Genomic DNA, 20,106 nt, shown 5'->3' with positions numbered 1-20,106 from the left:
TCACTGACCCGGCCTGATCGACAAGACACCCCCTACGCTGGGCGGGTGACCCGAAGCAGCAGGCCCGTGGCCGTGTTCGACCTCGACAACACCCTCGCGGGGACCGCCCACCGTCAGCACCACCTGGAGGCGCGGCCCCGCGACTGGGCCGCGTTCTTCGCCGCGGCTCCCGAGGACCCGCCGCTCGCCGAGGGCGTCGCCCTGTGCCTGGAGGCGGCGCAGGAATGCGAGGTGGTCTACCTGACGGGCCGACCGGAACGCTGCCGCCGGGACACCGTCGCCTGGCTGGCCGCGCAGGGTCTGCCGGGGGGCCGTATCCACATGCGCGGCAACCGCGACTTCCGCCCGGCGCGCCTCACCAAGCTGGAGGTCCTGCGCCGTCTCGGCCGCGACCGCGAGGTGCGGATGCTCGTCGACGACGACGAGCTGGTGTGCGACGCGGCCGAGGCAGCCGGATTCGAAGTCGTCCGGGCCCGCTGGGCGGCGCCGTCCGAGGAACTGAAGCAGGCCCAGGAGGGCGAGGGCCGCACCTGAGACCGGGCCCGGCACCGTCCGGCACCGCCCGCCGCCCGCCGCCCGCCGCGCGTCGCGGGCGCCCGCGACGGGGCACCGCCGGCCCGACGGCGCGGGCGAGCGGCCCGTACGTGACGCCGGGCCTACTCGCCCTCCTCCAGGCGGAATCCGACCTTCAGGCCGACCTGGTAGTGCTCGATCGCGCCGTCCACGATGTGGCCGCGGACCTGCGTCACCTCGAACCAGTCGAGGGACCGCAGGGTCTGCGCGGCCCGCTCGATGCCATTGCGAATGGCCTGGTCGACTCCCTCCGGGGAGGTGCCGACGATCTCGGTGACGCGGTAGGTGTGGTTCGACATGGGGGCCGAACTCCTCTCGGTGGGGGTCATTCCACGGTGCCCCACCACGCCCCGGACCGCGACACGTCGGGCGCCGGGGGAGCGCGGGGCGGGCGCGGGCGGCCGTCGCCGGGACCGTCCAGGACTTGACCACCCGGTTGGTCCAGACCAGAATCCAGGCCACATACCCGCGCGAACAACCCGTTCGGTCCCCCCACGTCGGGTCAGCTCCCCATGCCGCACTCCATTCATGGAACGCAGAAGGTGACCTACGTGAAGAACCGCCATCTCGTCTGTCCCCTGGCCGCAGTGACCGCCCTCGCGCTCTCCGCCTGCGGGCTCCTGCCCGGCGACGGCGACCAGACCCGGACCGTCAGCATCTGGCTGATGCGCGACAGCGTCAGCGAGGACTTCCTCCAGCGGTTCACCACCGCGTACGAGTCCCAGCACGCGGGCGTGAAACTGCAGTTCACCATCCAGGACTGGACGGGCATCGGCAAGAAGGTCACCGGGGCGATCAAGGGGGAGGGCGGACCCGACGTCATCGAGGTGGGCAACACCCAGGTCGCCCAGTACGCGGAGACCGACAGCCTCTACGACCTCACCCTGGAGTCGGCCCGCGACCTCGGCGGCGAGCAGTGGCTCCCCGGCCTCGCCGAACCCGGCCGCATCGACGGCGCCCAGTACGGCATCCCCTGGTACGCGGCGAACCGCATCGTGATCTACAACAAGGACCTCTTCAGACAGGCCGGCATCGCCAAGCCGCCGACGACGCGGGCGAAGTGGCTCGCCGACACGGAGAAGATCAACGACAGCGGCTCGCAGGGCATCTACCTCGCCGGCCAGGACTGGTACACCCTCGCGGGCTTCATCTGGGACGAGGGCGGTGAACTCGCCGTCGACCAGGGCGGCGCCTGGTCCGGCACCCTGGACAGCCCGGCCGCGCTGCGCGGCATGGAGGTCTACAAGGAGCTGCAGGCCCTCGGCTCGGGTCCCAAGGACGCCGACGAGCAGACCCCGCCGCAGGCCGAGGTCTTCGCCCGGGGCGACGTCGCCCAGATCATCGCCACGCCCAGCGCCGTGGCCGCCATCACCAAGGTGAACCCCGAACTCGAGGAGAAGCTCGGCTTCTTCCCCATACCGGGCAAGCAGGCCGGCAAGCCCTGCGCCGTCTTCACCGGCGGCTCGGACCTGATCATCCCGGAGAACGCGCCCCAGCGCGGCGCCGCCCTGGACGTCGTCAAGGCCCTGGCCGGGGACAAGTGGCAGACCGAACTCGCCCGCGCGATGAACTACGTGCCCAACAAGTCCGGTCTCGCCTCGGTCGTCCAGGGCCGGGAGGCCACCTCCGTGATGGCCGTCGGCGCGGCACGCGGCCGGGCCACGCCCAACTCCCCGCAGTGGGCCGACGTCGAGGCCGACAACCCGATCAAGCCCTACATGACGGCCGTCCTGCAGGGCGAGGACCCCAAGGCCGCGGCCAAGGCGGCCTCGAAGAAGATCAGTTCGGCGCTCGCCGAATAGCATTCAGCGCCTCCACACCCGCCTGCCTCCGAACGGTCACGTCGAATCCAGCCGGTGACGGAAGAAACGAGGAGCCGGTCCGCCGCCGCGCGGCCCGGCCCTCACCGTCCCCTTCCGCCCGCCGGAGGAGCCCGACATGCCCGCACCGTCGTCCGCAGTCGCCGTCCCCGCCGCCCCCCACCCCACCGCCCGGGAGGCCGTGTCCCCGGCCCTCCCCGAGGCCGCGTCCGCGGCCCGCCCCCGGTCCACGTCCGGCGACGACGGCGCCCCGCCGCGCTACGTCGTCACCCTCGCCCGCGACCAGGAGGACGTCCGCGCCGCGCAGCGCCTGCGGCACCAGGTCTTCGCGGGCGAGATGGGGGCCCGCCTCGACGGCCCCGAACCCGGTCTGGACGCCGACGCCTTCGACGCCTACTGCGACCATCTGCTGGTCCGCGAGGAGGAGACCGGAGAGATCGTCGGCACGTACCGGGTACTGCCGCCCGAGCGTGCCCGGATCGCCGGACGGCTCTACTCCGAGAGCGAGTTCGACCTGACCCGGCTCGCGCCCCTGCGCGACGACCTCGTCGAGGTCGGCCGCTCGTGCGTCCATCCCGCCCACCGCAACGGCGCCGTCATCGCCCTGATCTGGGCCGGGCTCGCCCGCTACATGACCCGCACCGGCCACAACTGGCTGGCCGGCTGCTGCTCGATACCGCTCGCCGACGGCGGCGCGCTGGCCGCCGCGACCTGGGACACCGTCCGGACCGGGCATCTCGCGCCCGAGGAGTACTGGGTCACGCCGCACCGGCTCTGGACCCCCGAGGGGGTCACCCGGCCCGAGGGCCGCGTCGAACTCCCCCCGCTCCTGCGCGGCTACCTCCGCCTCGGCGCCAAGGTCTGCGGCGCCCCCGCCCACGACGTGGACTTCGGGGTCGCCGATCTGTACGTCCTGCTGTCCCTGCGCGACACGAACCCCCGCTACCTGCGCCACTTCCTCTCCCTCGCGCCCGCCCGGTGACCGCCGTCACCGGCCCCGGCGCGGCCGTCTCGCCGTGGCTGCCCGCGGCACCCTGCACCCCGGGCCGGTGCGCCGCTCACCCCGGGCCCGCCGCCATGACCGTGGGCCCCGCCCGGGCCGTCGCCCGGCTGGCCGCCGGCCTGGCCGCCGTGGTCGCCGGCCTCCTGCTCGCACCCCTCGTCGCGCTCCTGCCGGCCGCCGCCCGCCGGGCGGCGACCCGCCGGTGGTGCCGGGCCGTCGTACGCGCCTTCGGCGTCCGCCTCCGGGTCACCGGGGTTCCCGCCGCGGGCCCGATGCTCGTCGTCGCCAACCACGTCTCGTGGCTGGACATCCCGCTCGTCGCCGCGGTGCTGCCCGGCCGGATGCTCGCCAAGACCGAGGTCCGGTCCTGGCCGGTGCTGGGACGGCTCGCGGCCCGCGGGGGCACGCTGTTCATCGACCGCGACCGGTTGCGCGCCCTACCCGGCACCGTCGGCGCGATCGGCGCCGTGCTCGCCGGCGGTGGCCGCGTGATCGTCTTTCCCGAGGGCTCCACCTGGTGCGGACGGGCGGGGGGAGCCTTCCGGCCCGCCGCCTTCCAGGCCGCGCTCGACACCGGCGTCGGCGTCCAGCCGGTCCGCCTCGCCTACGGCCCCGCCGGACCGGCCGCGTTCGTGGGGGACGACCCACTGGTCGCGTCCCTCTGGCGGATCGCGGCGGCCGGCGGACTGACCGCCGAGGTACGGATCCTCGATCCGCTCCCCGGCGGCCGGTACCCGGACCGCCGCGCCCTGGCCGCGGCGGCTCAGCGCGCGATCGCCAGCGACAGCGCGAACCGCTCCTTCCGGTCCGTCCACCAGCGGGCCAGCTCCAGCCCCGCGTCCGAGAGCTCCCTGCGCACCCCGGCCTGACGGAACTTCGCCGACACCTCCGTCCGTACCTCCTCGCCCTTCTCGAACGGCACGATGAGGTCCAGCTCCGGGATCTTCACGGTGAGCGCGTGCCGCGCCCGCAACCGCATCTCGATCCACTCCCGGTCCCGGTCCCACAGCGCCACGTGGTCGAAGTCCTCCGGCCGTACGTCCGCGTCCAGCTCGCGCGCGATGACCGCCAGCACGTTCTTGTTGAACGCGGCCGTGACACCGGCCGCGTCGTCGTACGCGGCGACCAGCGTCGCCTCGTCCTTCACCAGGTCCGTGCCGAGCAGCAGCGCGTCCCCGGGGCTGAGCATCGTCCGCACCGAGCGCAGGAAGACCGCGCGCTCGTCGGGCAGCAGGTTCCCGATCGTGCCGCCCAGGAAGGCGACCAGGCGCGGCCCGGGGGTGTCGGGCAGTTCGAGCCCCCGGGTGAAGTCGGCGACCAGGGCGTGGATGTCCAGCCCCGGCCGCTCGGCCAGCAGCGCCTCGGCCGCCCCGGTCAGCGCCGACCGGCTGACGTCCACCGGCACGTAGCTCGCCAGGTCCGGCAGCAGCGCGTCGATCAGGAAACGGGTCTTCTCGGAGGATCCGGACCCCAGCTCCACCAGGGTGCGGGCCCCGGTGGCCGCCGCGATGTCGGACGCCCGGTCGACCAGGATCTCCCGCTCGGCGCGGGTCGGGTAGTACTCGGGGAGCCGGGTGATCTCCTCGAAGAGCTCACTGCCGCGGGCGTCGTAGAACCACTTCGGCGGCAGCTCCTTGGGCACGCGGGTCAGACCGCCTTGCACGTCGGCGCGCAGATCGGCCTCGGTGGCGTCCTCGGGCAGGGTGCGGGTCAGCTGGAACGGGCTCACGGGGAGGGCTCCTTGAGCGGGGTGAGGGTGACATCGGCGCGGGTGGCGGACAGCAGCGTGCGGTCCGGCACCTCGCGCCAGAGCGGATCGTCGTCGTACGGCTCGGATGCCACGACCGTGCGCGGCGCGCCGTTCCGGTCGGGACCCGTCAGGTACCACAGGGAGTTGCCCCAGGCGGTCGCGGTGATCTCCGAGCCGTCCGTGAGCAGCAGGTTCAGCGTCGCGCCCGGGGAGGCGCCGGCGGCCTCGCGCACGGTGTCGGCGAGTGCCCTGCCGGCGCCGTCCCCGGCACGCAGCCGGTGCAGTGCCAGCGCCCAGAGGAGGGCCGAGTCGGTCCGCGCCTCCATCCGGAGCAGCTCCGCGGCCGGCAGGGCCGCCGCCAGGCCGGCGAGGGCGTCGGGCCAGCCGCCGACCGCGCCGTTGTGACTGAACAGCCACGGGCCGGCGGCGAACGGGGCCGCCGCCGCCTCTCCGTCGGCGCCGGGCAGGGTGGCTCCCCGGACGGCGGCCAGCAGCGCCGCGGGGCGCAGGACCCGCGCGAGGTCGCCGAAGGAGAGGTCGGACCAGAGCGGTACGGCCCGGCGGTAGCGGGCCGGTACCGGGTCGCCCGGCACGTACCAGCCCACCCCGAAGCCGTCCGCGTTCACGACGCCACTGGTCTGCAGCCGCGGCTCCCACGCCTGCCGGTGCAGGGAGTGCTCGGGCCGTACCAGCAGCTCGCCGAGGGCCACCGGTTCGCCGACGTAGGCGAGATGCCGGCACATCAGGCGAGCTCCGCGTCGCGCGCGGTCCGGAAGCCGGAGAAGATCTGACGGCGCACCGGCAGGTCCCAGTTGCGGAACGTGCCCCGGCAGGCCACCTGGTCCACGGCGAACGAGCCGCCCCGCAGCACCTTGTGCGCGGGCCCGAAGAAGACCTCCGAGTACTCCTTGTACGGGAACGCGGTGAAGCCCGGGTAGGGGAGGAAGTCGCTGGACGTCCACTCCCACACGTCCCCGATCAGCTGGCGGACGCCGAGCGGCGAGGCGCCCTCGGGATAGCCGCCGGCCGGCGCCGGCCGCAGGTGCCGCTGGCCCAGGTTGGCGTGGGCGGGGGTGGGGTCGGCGTCGCCCCACGGATAGCGCCGGGACCGTCCGGTCGCCGGGTCGTGGCGGGCCGCCTTCTCCCACTCGGCCTCCGTCGGGAGCCGGCGCCCCGCCCAGCGGGCGTAGGCGTCCGCCTCGTACCAGCTGACGTGCACCACCGGTTCGTCCTCGGGCACCGGCTCCGTCACGCCGAACCGGCGCCGCAGCCACTGCCCGCCCGAGCGCCGCCAGAACAGCGGCGCGCCGATGCCGTGCTGCCGGATCTGCGCCCAGCCCTCCGCCTGCCACCAGCGCTCGTCGGTGTAGCCGCCGTCCGCGACGAAGGCCATGTAGGCGCCGTTGGTGACGGGCGCGGTGTCGACGAAGAACGACGGGACGACCCGGGTGTGGGCGGGCCGTTCGTTGTCCAGCGCCCACGGCTCGTCGGAGGTTCCCATGGTGAACGGTCCGCCGGGCACCAGGACTTCGGAGGGCAGCGGACCGGTGTCGGTCTTCGGCGGCGGCGGGGCGGTCAGCGCCGCCGGCCCCGTGCGCAGCTGATGGGTGATCAGCATGGTCTCGTCGTGCTGCTGTTCGTGCTGGGCGATCATCCCGAAGGCGAACCCCGCCTCGACCAGCGGCGCCCCGGCCAGCGCGGTGCCGGCCAGCACGTCCAGCACCCGGCCGCGCACGTCGGAGGCGTACGCGCGGGCTTCGGCGGGCGGGAGCAGCGGCAGCGTCGGCCGGCTGGCCCGCGGATGCTCGAACGCGTCGTAGAGGGAGTCGATCTCGGGCCGCAGCGCGTCGCGGCCGGCGACCGCCCGCCACAACCACTGCTCCTCCTGGTTGCCGATGTGCGCCAGGTCCCACACCAGGGGCGACATCAGCGGAGAGTGCTGGGCGACGAGTTCGTCGTCCTCCACGCAGGAGGTGAGCAGCGCGGTGCGCTCGCGCGCGGTGGTGAGCGCGTCCAGCGCCCGCTGCCGCAGTGCGGTCGGGTCGTCGGTCACGGTCATGACCGCACCTCCTGGAGTTCGTCGGCCGGGCAGCTGCCCGGGATCACGTACCGCTCGTGGAAGGCGGCCACCGCGTCCTGCACGGCGGTGCTCGCCCCGATCCGGGGCAGGGCCTCCAGCGCGGCGGGGAAGGCCACCAGCGCCGCGGCGTGCAGTTCGGGATCCTTCAGCCCGTCCCGGGCCGCGGCGAGCCACAGCGGATTGCGTGGGGCCGGACGCGTACCGGCGTACTCGGCCAGCGGTTTGACGGCCCGGTAGACGCTCTCCGTGGCCTGCGGGTCCTCGAAGAGGGCGGTGGTCACGGCCACCGGTACGATCCAGCCGTCGGCACCCGGCTGCGCGTCGACCATCCGCAGCTCCAGATGGCCCCGCGGCCGTACGGGCGGGAAGAGTGTCGTCATGTGGTAGTGCAGGTCGTCCTCGACGGGCGGACGGGGCCGGCCCGTGCGGAGCCACTCCCGGAACGTCAGCCCCTCGGGCGCCTGCCACGGCCCGTCGTCGGACCGTACGCACATCACCGGGGTGTCGAGCACGTGCGCGGCCCAGGCGGCGCGCGGATCGCCGTCCGGGCCCGGTGCGAGCGCCCGCACCGGATCGAGGTCCGTCCACAGCGCCTGCCGGGTCGAGCGCCAGCCGGTCGGCCGGCCGCCGTGGACGGGGGACGTGGCGAACGCCGCGACCAGTACCGCGCCCAGCAGATGGGCGAGCTGCCAGCGCCGGTGGTACCCGAGCGGCCCCGGCTCCTCGTGGCCCGCGTCCAGGCAGATCTGCACCGAGGCCGAGTCGCACATCATGGCCCGGCCCGCGGGCCCGGTGCGGTCGAAGAGCCGCTCCATCGCGTCGTAGCGGGGCTCGTGCAGCATCCGCTCGCGGGGCGCGTGCCACGGGTCGACCCCGTAGCCGTTGAGGGAGAGACCGAGCGGGCCGAGCGCGCCGCGCACCGCGCGCAGATCGGCCGAGAGGGTGTCGAGGCACTCCATGAGGGAGGCGGCGGGCGGGGAGCTGAGCTCCAGCTGCCCGCCGGGCTCGAAGGTGAGCGCCGAGGCCAGCGGCAGGGCCCGGACGCCGTCGATGGCCGCGGCCAGGCGCGGCGGGGGGACGGGAAGCCGCGGATCACGCAGCTCGTGGACGAACCATTCCAGCTCGACCCCGACGGTGCGGGGCGGGCCCGTCTTGAAGCAGATACATCGCAGCAGCTCCTCCGCCTCGCTCTCGGTGAGAGGGGGGCCGCTGTGCGGTATGCCGCTGGGCGACATGTCGGAACCTCCTGTTCGGGAAGGCGCTGATTCCACCTAAAGCCACGTCCGACGGGCGTGCAAGACCGCCTCTCCGGCCCCTCTGGAAATCCCGTTGCCCCACCGTCACACGATCGATCAAGCTCAGGGGCATGAGTGCACGACTGCGGGGGATCGCGAAGCAGACCGAGGAGATCGTGGAGGCGGGCCGCTACCGGGCGCCCGACGGCCGCACGGTGTCCATCGAGGCGGAACTGGCCGCCGCGGTGGCCGGAACCACGCTGTACGGCCCCGAACCCGTCCGGATCGTCCCGGACCGGGACCGTGAGACCGCCATAGAGGTGACGGACGAGAGCAGCCTGGTCGCCGCCCGTCGGCTGACCGCGGCGGACTCCGCCCCCGTCGCCGTCCTGAACTTCGCGTCCGCCCGCAACCCCGGCGGCGGCTACCTCAACGGCGCCCAGGCCCAGGAAGAGGCCGTCTGCCGGGCCTCCGCCCTGTACACGACGCTCCTGACGGCGCCCGCGTACTACGAGCACCACCGGGCCGAGCGGGACGCCTTCTACACGGACCGCGTCATCCACTCGCCCGGGGTGCCGGTCTTCCGCGACGACCGCGGGGCGCTCCTGGACGAGCCGTTCACCGTCGGGTTCCTCACCTCGCCGGCGCCGAACGCGGGCGTCATCCGCCGGCAGACGCCCCAGCTCGCCGACCGGATCCCGGCCGCCCTCGCCGCCCGTGCCGAGCGGGTCCTGGAGACGGCGGTGGCGGGCGGCTATCGCCGGCTCGTGCTCGGCGCGTGGGGCTGCGGCGTCTTCCGGAACGACCCGGCCGAGGTGGCCGGCACGTTCCGGCGGCTGCTCACCGGGGAGGGCCGCTTCGCCGGCCACTTCGACGAGATCGTCTTCGCGGTCCTGGACCGCACCGACGGCCGCACGACCCTGGGCGCCTTCCGGCGGGTCTACGAGGCCGCCTGACCCGCCTGACCTCCGACCCGGGGCCCCCGGGGGCCCGTCCGGGCGCCCGCCCGGCGCCGCGAGCCGGGCGGGACCGCCCGTACGGGTCCTACGACCAGCCGTAGCGCTCGATCAGCCGGTCCACGACCCGGTCGAAACGCGGCCGGTCCAGCGCGCAGGCCTCGCGGCGCATGCCCGCCTCGTGGACCCGCAGGACGCGGTCCAGATCCACCCACGACTCGCGCCGCGCGCTGTCCCAGTCGCCCACCCCGATCGCCACCCACTCCCGGTCGTGGTCGTGGCGCTTGCTCGACAGCTGCACGGCCAGCAGCGTCCCGGCCGCCTCCCGCGCGACCACGAGCACGGGGCGGTCCTTGCCCCGCCCGTCGTTCTCCTCGAAGGGCACCCAGGTCCAGACGATCTCCCCGGGGTCCGGATCGCCGTCGCGGTCCGGGGCGTACGAGGTCCGGACGGGGCCGACCTCCCGGGGATCGGCCTCGGCGGTGGCGTGCGAGGGCGGCGACGACTGCGACGACTGCGACGGCGAGGACTGCGAGTACATGGTCACGGGCCCACCGTAGGGGGCCGGACGGCCGCCCCGCACGGGCCGTCCCTGACGTGCGACGTCCGCGGCCGCGTGCAAGGCTGAGAACGGCCCAGTGTCCGACGTTCCGCTACAGGAGGCACGATCGTGGGCAAGAAACAGACCCGGGTGAACCATGGCGCCCGCACGGGCGGCCACGAGCAGAGGACCGAGAGCGCGGCGAAGGAACGGGCGGCCACCTCCCCGACGGGAGAGGCCCCGCGTCCGCTCATCCAGCAGGTCGCCCACAAGAAGGAGCGGAAGTTCGGTCACAACTGACCGACACCGCTCGAACACACCGCGGGCCGGGGCCCGGCGCCGTGACGGCGCCGGGCCCCGCCCCCGTGCTCACGCCCGGTCGTCGTCGACCGGGATCGCCTTCGAGCCGGCCGTGGCCGCCTCCGTACCGGCCGGGATCGCCTCGGCCCGGGGAGCAGGCGCCGCCGCCACCCCGTTCTTCGCGGGCGCGGCCGTGCCCCCGGCGGGGTTCATCGAAGCGAGCAGCTGACGGGCCACTCCGAGACCGGTCCCTCCCATGGTGAGAGCCTTGGCGAACATGTCCGCCATGCCGTCGGCGCCGTTCAGCAGGACCATCTGGTCCACATTGCCGAAGGCGGACGCGCCCGCCTCGACGATCTCCGGCCACTTCTCGGCCAGCTGCTGGGCGACCACCGCCTCCTGGTTCTCGGCGAGCGCCGCGGCGCGCGCCTTGATGGCCTCCGCCTCGGCCAGACCCTTGGCACGGGTCGCCTCCGCGACCGCCAGACCCCGGGCGTGCTGCGCCGCCGCCTCCGCCTCACCGGTGAGCCGGGTCGCGGTCGCCCGGGCCGCGCTCGCCAGCTCGGTCTCCTTCGCCTCGGCCTGAGCCGCCGAGATCCGCGCGTCGCGCTCGGCATCGGCCAGCGTCCGTGTCTCGTACGCCATCGCGTCCGCCGGCTTGCGGACCTCCGCCTGGAGCTGCTGCTCCTTGCGGTGACCCTCGAGCTCGGCGACCCGCGTCTCCTGGACGACCACCTCCTGGCGCGCCGCCGCGTCCGCCAGCGGGCCGGCCTGCCGGGCCTTCGCGGACGCCTGGTCCCGCTCGGCCTGGTAGCCGGCCTGCAGGATCTCGCTGTCGCGGGTCGCCTCCGACATCCGGGCCGCGGCCATCTGCTCGGCCTCGGTCGCCCGGCGGTTGGCCTCCGCCTGCGCGATCCTGGCGTCCCGCTGGACGGCCGCCGCGTGCGGCGCGGCCAGGTTCTTGATGTACCCGGTCGGGTCCTCGATCTCGTGGATCTGCAGCGAGTCGACGATCAGGCCGAGCTTCTCCATCTCCGTGCCACAGGCCGAACGCGCCTGCCCGGTCAGCTTCTCCCGGTCCCGGATCATGTCCTCGACCGTCAACCCGCCGACGATCGCGCGGAGATGACCGGCGAAGACGATGTGCACCCGTTCCGACATCAGCTTCTGCTGGTCGAGGAATCGACGGGCCGCGTTGGCGATCGACACGAAGTCGTCACCGACCTTGAAGATGACCACGCCGCGGACCTTGAGCGGAATGCCCTGGTGCGTCACGCACTCGACGGACAGCTGGGTCTCGTTGAGGTCCAGCGAGAGCTTCCGTACGGCCTGGACGCCCGGCAGCACGAGCGTGCCGCGCCCCGTGACGATCCGGAAGCCCATGCCCTCGCCGAGGCCCTCCATCTTGTGGTTGGAGCCGGAGATGATCAGAGCCTCGTTGGGTTCCGCGACGCGCCACATCAACTTGAACACTGCGAACAGAGCGAGGAGAGCGGCTACCGCGCCGCCCGCCAGCATGCCGATGCCCATGGGCAGCTCCCCCTTCACCGGAGCCGTGCGGATCCGGTGAAGGGAGTGTGCGCCCCACGGGGGCGCCGCTCAATGGATCGGTCAACTGTCGTACGCGGCTGTGACATAGACGGTGCGTGGAGGGAGATGTTCCACGACCATCACGACCGTTCCGGGACCGATCCGGTCCTTGCCCGTCGCCGGATAGGCGAGGAAGTGCTCGGCCCCGCCGCGGATCCGGACGATCACCTCGCCGACGAGACCGGGCCCGACGGTGCCGGTCACCCGGCCGAGCATTCCCACCATCGAGACGTCGTCCATGACCAAAAGGTACGTCAGATCCAGCCGTCCAGGGCGGTCATGAACCCTTCGAAGTCGTCCCGGTGGAGGGTGTGCCCGGCGCCGGCGACCGTACGCAGCTCGAAACCGCGCTCCTTGAGCGTCCGGGCGTCGTCCGCGCCGACCAGCATGCTCGGATCCGCGAGGGCCACCAGCGAGGGCACGGCGGGCCTCGTGGGCCACATGTCCGCGCCGACGCAGGGCACCAGACCGTGCGCCGTCCGCTCGTCCCAGCGTCCGATCGCGTCCGCCTCGATGTCCAGATCCTCCTCCGCCCAGCGGGGGTTGAGGATCCCTATGTGCTCCCTGGTCAGTTGCTTGCCCTGGGTGAAGAGCTCCGGACGGTAGCCCGCCTCCCCGGCCGGCAGGTGCCAGGCGGGGTCGGCGTAGACGGCACGGCGGGGTGCGAGCCGTTCCACGGCACCGGCCAGGGCCAGCGCGCCGAGCGAGTGCCCGATGGCCAACTCGGCTCCCGCGGGCAGGGTTTCGACGAGGTCGTCGGCGTAGTCCTGCGGGGCGTAGCCCTCGGGTCCCGCGGCGCGGCCACTGGCGCCGTGGCCGCGCAGGTCCACCGCCGTCACCCGGTATCCGCGGGCGGCCAGGGCCGGTCCGACCCGTCGCCAGGTGCGGTGGTCCGACATGATCCCGTGGACCAGGAGCGCGACCCGGTCGCCGGATCCCCAGGACGTGGTGTGCAGCCGCACGGTGGTACCCCTTCGTCGGGCGTGCTCAGCGCACGCTGCGGATCGGGCGCACGGCCAGTGCGCCGAGCACCGACAGTACGGCCGCGACCAGGAACAGGGCCGTGTATCCGCCACTCGCCGAAACGATGAGGGAGGCCACGAAGGGGGCGACGATCTGCGGCCCCGCGTTGGCGATGTTGAGCACGCCCATGTCGCGGGCGGCGTCCTCGGCCCGGGGCAGCACCATGGTGACCAGCGCCGTGTCGACGGCCATGTAGCAGCCGAAGCCGAGGCCGTTGACGACGGAGAACACCAGCATCGCGGTCCAGCTCGCGGACAGCGCCGGGATGAGCAGCGCGACGGCCGCGAGGGCGGCGGAGGCGGCGACGAAGAGCTTGCGGCGGTCGTAGCGGTCGGAGAGCCAGCCGCCGAGCACCGTGGAGACGACCATGGCGACGCTGTTGACCGGCATCAGGATCGCCACGGCCTCCTCGGCGGAGAGCCCGGCGGGCAGCCGCGTGTGGTCCTTGAGGACGTACAGCTGGAAGCCGGCGACCGCGAAGTAGCCGAGGACCAGCAGCGCCCGGCCGATGAACGCCCAGCGGAAGTCGTGGTCCCGCAGCGCGCTGCCGAAGGCGGCGATCTGGGCCCCGACGGGCAGCGGCGCCCGGGCCGGCATCCGCTGTTCGCGCGCGCAGGCGGAGAACAGCACGGCGGTGGCCGCGACGATCACGCCGAACACCAGGTAGCCGGTGCGGTGGTCCTCCGAGTACGCGGCGCCGACCAGGGCGCCGACGGTCGATCCGACGGGCAGCCCGAGTCCGACGGCGGCGGACGCCCTGCCGCGCGCGGCGCGCGGCACCCGGTCGGGCACCACCGAGGTGAGGGCGGCCTGGTAGACGTTCATCACGGCCTGCCCGAGGCACCAGGCGATCATCACCAGCAGGATCGTGTCCACGCTGCCCAGCAGGAACATCACGGGTATCGCGAGCAGGCCGCCGGCCAGGATCCAGGGATTGCGGCGGCCCGACCGGTCGGAGAGCGCGCCCGCCACCGGGTTGAAGACGGTGGCGAAGACGGCGGAGACGCCGGACACCAGACCGAAATTGGCCACCTTGTTCGCCGGATCGATGCCCTCGATCTGGAGCGCGAGAAGGATGCCGGGGACACCCACGTACAGCGCGTACATCGCGGCGTTGCCGGCGAGCAGCAACGGCAGCAGGCCGCGCGTCGGCCGCGGGGCGGCGGGGGAGGGGTCGACGCCGGTCGTTCCGGTGCCGGAGGAGGAAAGGGCCACGGTGCCCTCCTGGGGAGATCGCCCCGACGAGGGGGCGAGCAGCGGACGTGAGGAATGAAGGTGACACGTGTCAGTGACGCGTGTGAGCATGGTGTAGCACTCGCATCGGGCCATCCGCCAGACCCTGGTTCGGAGCGGTCTGGAAAGATGCCGGAGCGATGACGAAGCCAACCGAACAGCCCGCCGGGCGTCCCGTCCCGACCAGCGCCGACGTCGCACGGCTCGCGGGGGTGTCCCGCGCCACCGTGTCGTACGTCCTCAACAACACCTCGGCCGTGCGGATCAGCGAGCCGACCCGCCGGCGGGTGCGGGAGGCGGCCGAGGAGCTGGGCTACGTGCCGCACGCCGCCGCCCGCAGCCTGCGCGCCGGTCACAGCCGCATGGTCCTGCTGCCCACCGCGCACGTGCCGATCGGTCCGCTGTACAGCCGCTTCTTCGACGAACTCCAGTGGGCGCTGCGGCGCCTCGACTACACGGTGGTGCAGTACGGCAGCCTCGGCCTGGACGCCGACGAGGCGGCCCGCGCCTGGGCCGAACTCCGGCCGGTCGCCGTCGTCTCCCTCGGCGAGATCGAGCTGACCCCGCACGGCGTGGAGACCCTCAAGCGCTCGGGTGCCAAGGCCGTCCTCACCGTCGGGCCGCAGCGGGTCGACGGCGCGCACGCCCTCGTCATCGACCCGGCCCGGATCGGCCGGGCGGCCGTGGAGCACCTCGTCGAGCAGGGCCGCCGCCGGATCGGCGTGGTGGTCCCGGAGGAGCCCGGTCTGGAACTCTTCTCCGGCCCGCGCCTCGAAGGCGCCCGGCAGGCCGTCGAGGGGACGCCGGCCACGGTCGTCCCGCTGCCGTTGCGGTACGAGGAGGACGCGGCGGACGAACTGGCCGGGCGATGGCGGGAACTCGGGCTCGACGCGGTGTTCGCGTACAACGACGAGTACGCGATGCTCCTGATGCGGGCGCTCCAGGACGTGGGGCTGTCGATCCCCGAGGACACCGCGGTGGTGGGCTCGGACGACCTGCTCCTCGGCCGGCTGCTGCGGCCCCGGCTGAGCACGGTCCGGATGGACATGGTGCGCGGCCGGGACCTGGCCGAGCTGGTCGACCGGGCGGTGCGGGAGCCGGAGGCCCTGCCCGAGGCGCGGGAGCTCGCGGACACCCGGGTCGTCCGGCGCGAGTCCAGCTGAGCGGCCCGGCTCACCGCCGGGCGCGGGAGCCGGCGGGCCCCGGGTCGTCCGGCGCGGTGCTCCGGCTCACCGCTGGGCGCGGGAGGGAGCGGAGTCCCGGTCGCCCGGCGCGAGACCGGCCGAGCGCTTAGCGTCGGTTCATGAGCACCGTTCCGAAGCGTTTCGAGATCCTTCTGGTCCCCGAGCACGTGGAGGACCGCGGCGACGCCTCCGTCGAGGACAGCGCGGTCCGCTCGGCCGTGGTCGAGGTGACCGGCCGCCAGGGGTCCTCGGGCTATCCGCGCTACGAGGGGCACGGCCTCGTGGCCGAGATCGACCCGGAGACCCGCACCGTGGAGGCCCTCCTCGTGGACGGCCGTGAACTGGACTACGGGCTGACGGCGCTGATCCGGCCCGCACCCCACCCGTGAGTCGGCGCGTCCCGGGCGTGCCCCCGGACCCCCGCGGGGCCGCGCGTTGCCGTGCCGCGCGTCCCGCCCGTTCCGTGTGTACCGCCCACCTACCGGCCGCCGCGGGCCGTTGACAGGACGCCGCGCGGGGCAGAGACTCGGCGCGCACCTCATGAACGAATGTTCACCAGGCGAACAACAGCCGCTGCCGAACCGCAGGTCACGACCGCAGGTCCCGTGGGAGACAACCGATGAGCATCCGCGACGTGTACATCGTCGACGCCGTCCGCACCCCGATCGGCAAGTTCGGAGGGGCCCTCTCCTCCGTGCGCCCGGACGACCTCGCCGCACACGTGGTGAAGGCGCTCGTGGACCGCGCCCCCGCGCTCGACCCGGCGCGGATCGACGACGTGTACTTCGGCGACGCCAACGGGGCGGGCGAGGACAACCGGGACGTGGCGCGCATGGCCGTGCTGCTCGCCGGACTGCCCGCCTCCGTCCCGGGCGTCACCCTCAACCGCCTCTGCGGCTCCGGTCTCGAGGCGGTGATCCAGGCCGCCCGCGCCGTCGCGCTCGGTGACGCCTCGGTGGCGATCGCCGGCGGTGTCGAGTCGATGTCCCGCGCGCCCTGGGTGCTGCAGAAGCCGGAGCGGGCCTTCCCGGCCGGCCACCAGCAGCTGCACTCCACGACGCTCGGCTGGCGCATGACCAACCCGAGGATGCCCGCGGAGTGGACCGTCTCGCTCGGCGAGGGCGCGGAGCTCGTCGCCGACCGCCACGGGATCACCCGGGAGCAGCAGGACGCCTTCGCCCTGGCCAGCCACCGCAAGGCGGCCGAGGCCTGGGACAAGGGCCGCTACGACGCCGAGGTCGTCCCCTACGAGGGCGTGGACCTGCTCCGCGACGAGTGCATCCGCGACTCCACCTCGATGGAGGCCCTGGGGAGGCTGAAGCCCTCCTTCCGTACCGACGGCGGCACGGTCACGGCGGGCAACGCCTCGCCGCTCAACGACGGCGCCGCGGCCCTCCTGCTGGTCGACGAGGAGGGGCTGCGGGAGACCGGCCGCGAGCCGCTCGCCCGCATCCGCGCTTCCGCGGTCACCGGCATCGAGCCCCAGCTCTTCGGTCTCGGACCGGTCGAGGCGGTCCGCCGGGCCCTCGGCAAGGCGGGCAGGTCCTTCGCCGACCTGACGACCTTCGAGCTCAACGAGGCCTTCGCCGCCCAGTCGCTGGGCTGCCTCGCCGAGTGGCCGGAACTCGACCCGGCGATCGTGAACCCGCTGGGCGGCGCGATCGCCATCGGCCACCCGCTGGGCGCCTCCGGCGCGCGGCTGGCCGGCTCGGTGGCCCACCAGCTGGCCGCCGCCGGCTCGGGCACCGGCCTCGCGGCGCTGTGCATCGGCGTCGGCCAGGGCCTGGCCCTGGTCCTGGAGCGCTGAGGCGGTACCCGGTCGACTGCCGTTCCGGGCCCCCGCTCCGGACGTGCGAAGGGGCGGTACGGATCACCCGTACCGCCCCTTCGCCTCCGGGCTACTGCTCGCCCGCCTTCTCCTTCGCCGTCTCGATGGACCTGCGCACCTCGTCCATGTCGAGGCCCCGCGCCTGTCCGATCACGTCCTCCAGGGCGGTCTCCGGGAGCGCGCCCGGCTGTGCGAACACGGCCACGTTGTCGCGGACGATCATCAGCGTCGGGATCGAGCGGATCTCGAACGCGGCGGCCAGCTCCTGCTGCGCCTCCGTGTCGACCTTGGCGAACACCAGGTCCTCGTGGCGCTCCGACGCGGCCTCGTAGACGGGTGCGAACTGACGACACGGACCGCACCACTCAGCCCAGAAGTCGATCAGAACGAAGTCGTTCTCACTCACGATCTGGTCGAAGTTGTCCTTGGTGAGCTCAACGGTGCTCATGCTGCCAACCTTTCCGGTCCCGGCCTGTCTGTCCTACGTCTCCGCGGTCCCCGGGGACTCGACCCGCACAACGGTGTGCCGAGCCTCGCTATTCCGGGGGCCGCCGGGGCACCTTCCCTGTGGCAGCCGGTGCACACCTGCCACCAGACTGGGCCCATGACGCGAGCAGTGGAGCACGAGTACGACGTGGTGGTCCTGGGTGCGGGACCGGTGGGCGAGAACGTGGTGGACCGCGCCCGGGCGGCCGGGTTGACCACGGCGGTGGTGGAGGGCGAACTGGTCGGCGGCGAGTGCTCGTACTGGGCGTGCATGCCCAGCAAGGCGCTGCTGCGACCGGCGATCGCCCGCTCCGACGCCCGCAAGGTGCCGGGGCTCGGCCAGGCGGTCCAGGGCCCGTTGGACGCGGAGGCGGTGCTCGCCCACCGCGACTACTACGTCGCGGACTGGAAGGACGAAGGGGCGGTCGGCTGGCTCGACTCCATCGGCGCCCGGCTGTACCGCGGCCACGGACGGCTGGACGGCACCCGCCGGGTGTCCGTCGAGGGACCCGAGGGCGAGCGACACCTCCTGACCGCCCGGCACGCCGTGGCCGTGTGCACCGGCAGCCGCGCCGCCCTGCCCGAGCTGCCGGGTCTGACCGGCGCCCGGCCCTGGACCAGCCGCGAGGCCACCAGCTCCCACCATGTACCGGACCGGCTCGTCGTGGTGGGCGGGGGAGTGGTCGCCGCGGAGATGGCCACCGCCTGGCAGGCCCTCGGCTCGCGCGTGACCCTCCTCGTCCGGGGCTCCGGCCTGCTGCCCCGGATGGAGCCGTTCGTCGGCGAGCACGTCGCCGACGCGCTCGCCGAAGCCGGTGCCGACGTACGGACGAACGTCTCGGTCGCCGCCGTGGTGCGCGACGGGGGCACCGGACCGGTCACCGTGGTCCTGGAGGGCGGCGAGCAGATCGAGGGCGACGAGGTGCTCTTCGCCACCGGCCGCAGGCCGCGCACGGAGGACATCGGCCTGGAGACCGTCGGTCTGGAGCCCGGATCCTGGCTGCCGGTGGACGACAGCCTGCTGGTCACCGGCAGCGACTGGCTGTACGCCGTCGGGGACGTCAACCACCGGGCGCTGATGACCCACGAGGGCAAGTACCAGGCGCGGATCGCGGGCGCCGCCATCGTGGCCCGCGCCCAGGGGCACCGCACGGACACGGGCCGATGGGGAGCGCACGCGGCCACCGCCGACCACGCCGCCGTGCCGCAGGTCGTCTTCACCGATCCGGAAGCGGCCGCGGTCGGTCTCTCGCTCGCCGAGGCAGAGCGGTCCGGGCGCCGGGTCAGGGCCGTCGACCTGGACCTCACGAACGTCGCCGGCGCCGGGCTGTACGCCCACGGGTACCGGGGGCACGCCCGGATGGTCGTCGACCTGGACAGCGAGACCGTCGTCGGCGTCACGTTCGTCGGACCGGGCATCGGCGAACTCCTGCACTCGGCGACGATCGCCGTCGCCGGCGAGGTCCCGATCGACCGCCTGTGGCACGCGGTCCCCGCGTACCCGACGCTGAGCGAGGCGTGGCTGCGCCTGCTGGAGGCGTATCGGGACGGCGGCGGAGCGGAATGAGCCCCGGCGCCGGTCCGGGCGGCCTCGTCAACGACTACGACGGGCCGTGCGCCGTGTGCGGGGCGGTCGTCCCGGCCGGCACCGGCGTGCTCCGGCACGGTCCGGCCGGCGGCTGGGAGGTCCACCACGCGGAGCACGCGAGGGACCCCGCCCCGCCCGTACGGCAGGACCTGCCCGGCTGGCACCGGCGCCGCCTGCTCTCCCTGGACATCGCCACCACCGGCAACCGGGCGGAGGTGGACCGGATCCTCGCCGCGTCCGTCCGGGGCAGCGACGGCGCGGCGGAGGACTGGCTGCTCGACCCCGGACCCGACCCCGTGTCGGTGGCCCCGTCCAAGGGGCACGGGATCGGCGTCGAGCGGGCCCGCGCCGAGGGCGTGCCCGCGGCCGAGGCCCTGGAGGAGCTCGCCGGGACGCTCGCCGGCCACCTGGCGTCGAAGGAGGTCCTGGTGGTCTGGTTCGCCCCGCACGTCCTGAGCACCCTGCACGCCGAACTCCTGCGCCACGGCGTGCCGCCGCTGACCGAGCGCCTGCCGGCCGGAGTCGCCCCGATCTGCGACCCGCTGGTCCTCGACCGGCACGCCGACCGCTACCGGCCCGGCCGCCGTTCGCTGGCGGACGTCACCGAGTGGTACGGCATCCCGCACCCGCACCCCGGCGAGGCGGCGTCCGACGCCGAGGCCACGCTCGTCCTCGCCCAGGCCGTGGCGGCCTGCCACCCGGCGATCGCGCGGCTGTCCCGGCCGGCCCTGCACGTCGAGCAGATCCGCTGGAACGCCGACCACGCGCACCGCCACCCCGACGCCCTCGACTGGCCCTTCACCGCGCTCGAACCCCGGCCCTGGGAGGACTTCCCGCGGAGCTGACAGGGCCGACGACGCGCGTCGGCACGCCGTCCCGCGCCGGAGGGCGGGAACGGAAGCCGAGGTCGCGGGGC

Annotated in this window: 22 protein-coding genes; 11 read left to right on the top strand and 11 right to left on the bottom strand. The window is 74.1% G+C overall.

All coding sequences use genetic code 11. The features are described 5' to 3' along the window. The first annotated feature begins 45 nt into the window (after positions 1 to 45). Entirely contained in the window at positions 46 to 534 is a 489-nt protein-coding gene (locus ACGFZF_RS16150) for a hypothetical protein (protein ID WP_393554479.1), read from the top strand. Between the two features lie 122 nt (positions 535 to 656). Here ACGFZF_RS16150 and ACGFZF_RS16145 read toward each other — a convergent pair whose 3' ends face one another. After that, positions 657 to 872 carry a dodecin gene (locus ACGFZF_RS16145; protein WP_147980108.1) on the bottom strand — a complete coding sequence of 72 codons (216 nt, stop codon included), beginning with the start codon at positions 870 to 872 and terminating at the stop codon, positions 657 to 659. Positions 873 to 1,124: 252 nt separating this feature from the next. Here ACGFZF_RS16145 and ACGFZF_RS16140 point away from each other — a divergent pair, with 252 nt between their 5' ends. The 3 genes from ACGFZF_RS16140 (at position 1,125) to ACGFZF_RS16130 (ending at position 4,265) form a co-directional block, all read left to right on the top strand. Next, positions 1,125 to 2,375: an extracellular solute-binding protein gene (locus ACGFZF_RS16140; protein WP_393554922.1), complete on the top strand. Its 1,251-nt coding sequence runs from the start codon at positions 1,125 to 1,127 to the stop codon at positions 2,373 to 2,375. A gap of 136 nt (positions 2,376 to 2,511) precedes the next feature. Continuing rightward, the gene (locus ACGFZF_RS16135) at positions 2,512 to 3,375 is read left to right on the top strand and encodes a GNAT family N-acetyltransferase (protein ID WP_393554476.1); all 864 of its coding nucleotides are present in this window, start codon (positions 2,512 to 2,514) and stop codon (positions 3,373 to 3,375) included. Then, positions 3,372 to 4,265 carry a lysophospholipid acyltransferase family protein gene (locus ACGFZF_RS16130; RefSeq protein WP_393554475.1) on the top strand — a complete coding sequence of 298 codons (894 nt, stop codon included), beginning with the start codon at positions 3,372 to 3,374 and terminating at the stop codon, positions 4,263 to 4,265. Before ACGFZF_RS16135 ends, ACGFZF_RS16130 begins: the two co-directional genes overlap by 4 nt. Here the strand turns inward: ACGFZF_RS16130 and egtD are convergent. The 4 genes from egtD to egtA are packed head-to-tail and all read right to left on the bottom strand — an operon-like array spanning position 4,160 to position 8,461. Next, positions 4,160 to 5,125 (bottom strand): L-histidine N(alpha)-methyltransferase, encoded by a 966-nt coding sequence (egtD, locus tag ACGFZF_RS16125; RefSeq protein ID WP_393554473.1) that lies wholly within the window; start codon positions 5,123 to 5,125, stop codon positions 4,160 to 4,162. The two genes, ACGFZF_RS16130 and egtD, sit on opposite strands and share 106 nt — an antisense overlap. Next, positions 5,122 to 5,889, bottom strand: a complete 768-nt coding sequence (gene egtC / locus ACGFZF_RS16120) for an ergothioneine biosynthesis protein EgtC (protein WP_393554471.1) — start codon at positions 5,887 to 5,889, stop codon at positions 5,122 to 5,124. The genes egtD and egtC overlap by 4 nt, the downstream gene beginning before the upstream one ends. After that, complete coding sequence (egtB, locus tag ACGFZF_RS16115) at positions 5,889 to 7,205, bottom strand: ergothioneine biosynthesis protein EgtB (protein WP_393554469.1); 1,317 nt, start codon at positions 7,203 to 7,205, stop codon at positions 5,889 to 5,891. The genes egtC and egtB overlap by 1 nt, the downstream gene beginning before the upstream one ends. Continuing rightward, on the bottom strand, positions 7,202 to 8,461 hold the full coding sequence (gene egtA, locus ACGFZF_RS16110) for an ergothioneine biosynthesis glutamate--cysteine ligase EgtA (protein ID WP_393554467.1): 1,260 nt from the start codon (positions 8,459 to 8,461) through the stop codon (positions 7,202 to 7,204). The genes egtB and egtA overlap by 4 nt, the downstream gene beginning before the upstream one ends. Positions 8,462 to 8,592: 131 nt before the next feature. Between egtA and ACGFZF_RS16105 the strand changes: the two genes are divergently transcribed. Continuing rightward, positions 8,593 to 9,417 (top strand): TIGR02452 family protein, encoded by an 825-nt coding sequence (locus ACGFZF_RS16105; protein WP_393554465.1) that lies wholly within the window; start codon positions 8,593 to 8,595, stop codon positions 9,415 to 9,417. 88 nt (positions 9,418 to 9,505) lie between these two features. Here the strand turns inward: ACGFZF_RS16105 and ACGFZF_RS16100 are convergent, their stop codons facing one another. Further along, positions 9,506 to 9,958 (bottom strand): type II toxin-antitoxin system PemK/MazF family toxin, encoded by a 453-nt coding sequence (locus tag ACGFZF_RS16100; protein WP_393554920.1) that lies wholly within the window; start codon positions 9,956 to 9,958, stop codon positions 9,506 to 9,508. A 129-nt stretch (positions 9,959 to 10,087) separates the two neighbouring features. Here ACGFZF_RS16100 and ACGFZF_RS16095 point away from each other — a divergent pair, with 129 nt between their 5' ends. Further along, the gene (locus ACGFZF_RS16095; protein WP_356606486.1) at positions 10,088 to 10,258 is read left to right on the top strand and encodes a hypothetical protein; all 171 of its coding nucleotides are present in this window, start codon (positions 10,088 to 10,090) and stop codon (positions 10,256 to 10,258) included. 69 nt (positions 10,259 to 10,327) lie between these two features. Here ACGFZF_RS16095 and ACGFZF_RS16090 read toward each other — a convergent pair whose 3' ends face one another. The 4 genes from ACGFZF_RS16090 to ACGFZF_RS16075 all read right to left on the bottom strand — a co-directional run bounded on the left by ACGFZF_RS16090 (position 10,328) and on the right by ACGFZF_RS16075 (position 14,086). Beyond that, positions 10,328 to 11,788 (bottom strand): SPFH domain-containing protein, encoded by a 1,461-nt coding sequence (locus ACGFZF_RS16090; protein WP_393554462.1) that lies wholly within the window; start codon positions 11,786 to 11,788, stop codon positions 10,328 to 10,330. Positions 11,789 to 11,869: 81 nt separating this feature from the next. After that, positions 11,870 to 12,088: a hypothetical protein gene (locus ACGFZF_RS16085; protein WP_356606490.1), complete on the bottom strand. Its 219-nt coding sequence runs from the start codon at positions 12,086 to 12,088 to the stop codon at positions 11,870 to 11,872. Between the two features lie 14 nt (positions 12,089 to 12,102). Beyond that, positions 12,103 to 12,810: an alpha/beta fold hydrolase gene (locus tag ACGFZF_RS16080; RefSeq protein WP_393554460.1), complete on the bottom strand. Its 708-nt coding sequence runs from the start codon at positions 12,808 to 12,810 to the stop codon at positions 12,103 to 12,105. 25 nt (positions 12,811 to 12,835) lie between these two features. Beyond that, complete coding sequence (locus ACGFZF_RS16075) at positions 12,836 to 14,086, bottom strand: MFS transporter (RefSeq protein ID WP_393554458.1); 1,251 nt, start codon at positions 14,084 to 14,086, stop codon at positions 12,836 to 12,838. 158 nt (positions 14,087 to 14,244) lie between these two features. Here ACGFZF_RS16075 and ACGFZF_RS16070 point away from each other — a divergent pair, with 158 nt between their 5' ends. The 3 genes from ACGFZF_RS16070 to ACGFZF_RS16060 all read left to right on the top strand — a co-directional run bounded on the left by ACGFZF_RS16070 (position 14,245) and on the right by ACGFZF_RS16060 (position 17,095). Next, a complete protein-coding gene (locus ACGFZF_RS16070) occupies positions 14,245 to 15,267 on the top strand; it encodes a LacI family DNA-binding transcriptional regulator (protein WP_393554456.1) in 1,023 nt (340 codons plus the stop codon). 140 nt (positions 15,268 to 15,407) lie between these two features. Beyond that, positions 15,408 to 15,677, top strand: a complete 270-nt coding sequence (locus tag ACGFZF_RS16065; RefSeq protein WP_393554454.1) for a hypothetical protein — start codon at positions 15,408 to 15,410, stop codon at positions 15,675 to 15,677. A gap of 230 nt (positions 15,678 to 15,907) precedes the next feature. After that, entirely contained in the window at positions 15,908 to 17,095 is a 1,188-nt protein-coding gene (locus ACGFZF_RS16060) for a thiolase family protein (protein ID WP_356780542.1), read from the top strand. A gap of 91 nt (positions 17,096 to 17,186) precedes the next feature. Here the strand turns inward: ACGFZF_RS16060 and trxA are convergent, their stop codons facing one another. Further along, the gene (gene trxA, locus ACGFZF_RS16055; RefSeq protein ID WP_147980096.1) at positions 17,187 to 17,564 is read right to left on the bottom strand and encodes a thioredoxin; all 378 of its coding nucleotides are present in this window, start codon (positions 17,562 to 17,564) and stop codon (positions 17,187 to 17,189) included. Between the two features lie 156 nt (positions 17,565 to 17,720). On the opposite strand from trxA, the gene ACGFZF_RS16050 reads away from it, so the two are divergent. Next, a complete protein-coding gene (locus tag ACGFZF_RS16050) occupies positions 17,721 to 19,169 on the top strand; it encodes a dihydrolipoyl dehydrogenase family protein (RefSeq protein ID WP_393554451.1) in 1,449 nt (482 codons plus the stop codon). Then, positions 19,166 to 20,035 carry a 3'-5' exonuclease gene (locus ACGFZF_RS16045; protein ID WP_393554449.1) on the top strand — a complete coding sequence of 290 codons (870 nt, stop codon included), beginning with the start codon at positions 19,166 to 19,168 and terminating at the stop codon, positions 20,033 to 20,035. Before ACGFZF_RS16050 ends, ACGFZF_RS16045 begins: the two co-directional genes overlap by 4 nt. Positions 20,036 to 20,106: the final 71 nt, after the last annotated feature.

This window comes from Streptomyces sp. NPDC048338 (assembly GCF_043201055.1).
Taxonomy (GTDB): domain Bacteria; phylum Actinomycetota; class Actinomycetes; order Streptomycetales; family Streptomycetaceae; genus Streptomyces.
This window is presented reverse-complemented; position numbering and strand designations above follow the sequence as displayed.

Bases quoted from the DNA above. Each gene is read 5' to 3' on its own strand.
- ACGFZF_RS16145 (WP_147980108.1), bottom strand. From the start codon at position 872: ATGTCGAACCACACCTACCGCGTCACCGAGATCGTCGGCACCTCCCCG.
- ACGFZF_RS16135 (WP_393554476.1), top strand. From the start codon at position 2,512: ATGCCCGCACCGTCGTCCGCAGTCGCCGTCCCCGCCGCCCCCCACCCC.
- egtC (WP_393554471.1), bottom strand. From the start codon at position 5,889: ATGTGCCGGCATCTCGCCTACGTCGGCGAACCGGTGGCCCTCGGCGAG.
- egtB (WP_393554469.1), bottom strand. From the start codon at position 7,205: ATGACCGTGACCGACGACCCGACCGCACTGCGGCAGCGGGCGCTGGAC.
- egtA (WP_393554467.1), bottom strand. From the start codon at position 8,461: ATGTCGCCCAGCGGCATACCGCACAGCGGCCCCCCTCTCACCGAGAGC.
- ACGFZF_RS16105 (WP_393554465.1), top strand. From the start codon at position 8,593: ATGAGTGCACGACTGCGGGGGATCGCGAAGCAGACCGAGGAGATCGTG.
- ACGFZF_RS16100 (WP_393554920.1), bottom strand. From the start codon at position 9,958: ATGTACTCGCAGTCCTCGCCGTCGCAGTCGTCGCAGTCGTCGCCGCCC.
- ACGFZF_RS16090 (WP_393554462.1), bottom strand. From the start codon at position 11,788: ATGGGCATCGGCATGCTGGCGGGCGGCGCGGTAGCCGCTCTCCTCGCT.
- ACGFZF_RS16085 (WP_356606490.1), bottom strand. From the start codon at position 12,088: ATGGACGACGTCTCGATGGTGGGAATGCTCGGCCGGGTGACCGGCACC.
- ACGFZF_RS16070 (WP_393554456.1), top strand. From the start codon at position 14,245: ATGACGAAGCCAACCGAACAGCCCGCCGGGCGTCCCGTCCCGACCAGC.
- ACGFZF_RS16065 (WP_393554454.1), top strand. From the start codon at position 15,408: ATGAGCACCGTTCCGAAGCGTTTCGAGATCCTTCTGGTCCCCGAGCAC.
- ACGFZF_RS16060 (WP_356780542.1), top strand. From the start codon at position 15,908: ATGAGCATCCGCGACGTGTACATCGTCGACGCCGTCCGCACCCCGATC.
- trxA (WP_147980096.1), bottom strand. From the start codon at position 17,564: ATGAGCACCGTTGAGCTCACCAAGGACAACTTCGACCAGATCGTGAGT.
- ACGFZF_RS16050 (WP_393554451.1), top strand. From the start codon at position 17,721: ATGACGCGAGCAGTGGAGCACGAGTACGACGTGGTGGTCCTGGGTGCG.
- ACGFZF_RS16045 (WP_393554449.1), top strand. From the start codon at position 19,166: ATGAGCCCCGGCGCCGGTCCGGGCGGCCTCGTCAACGACTACGACGGG.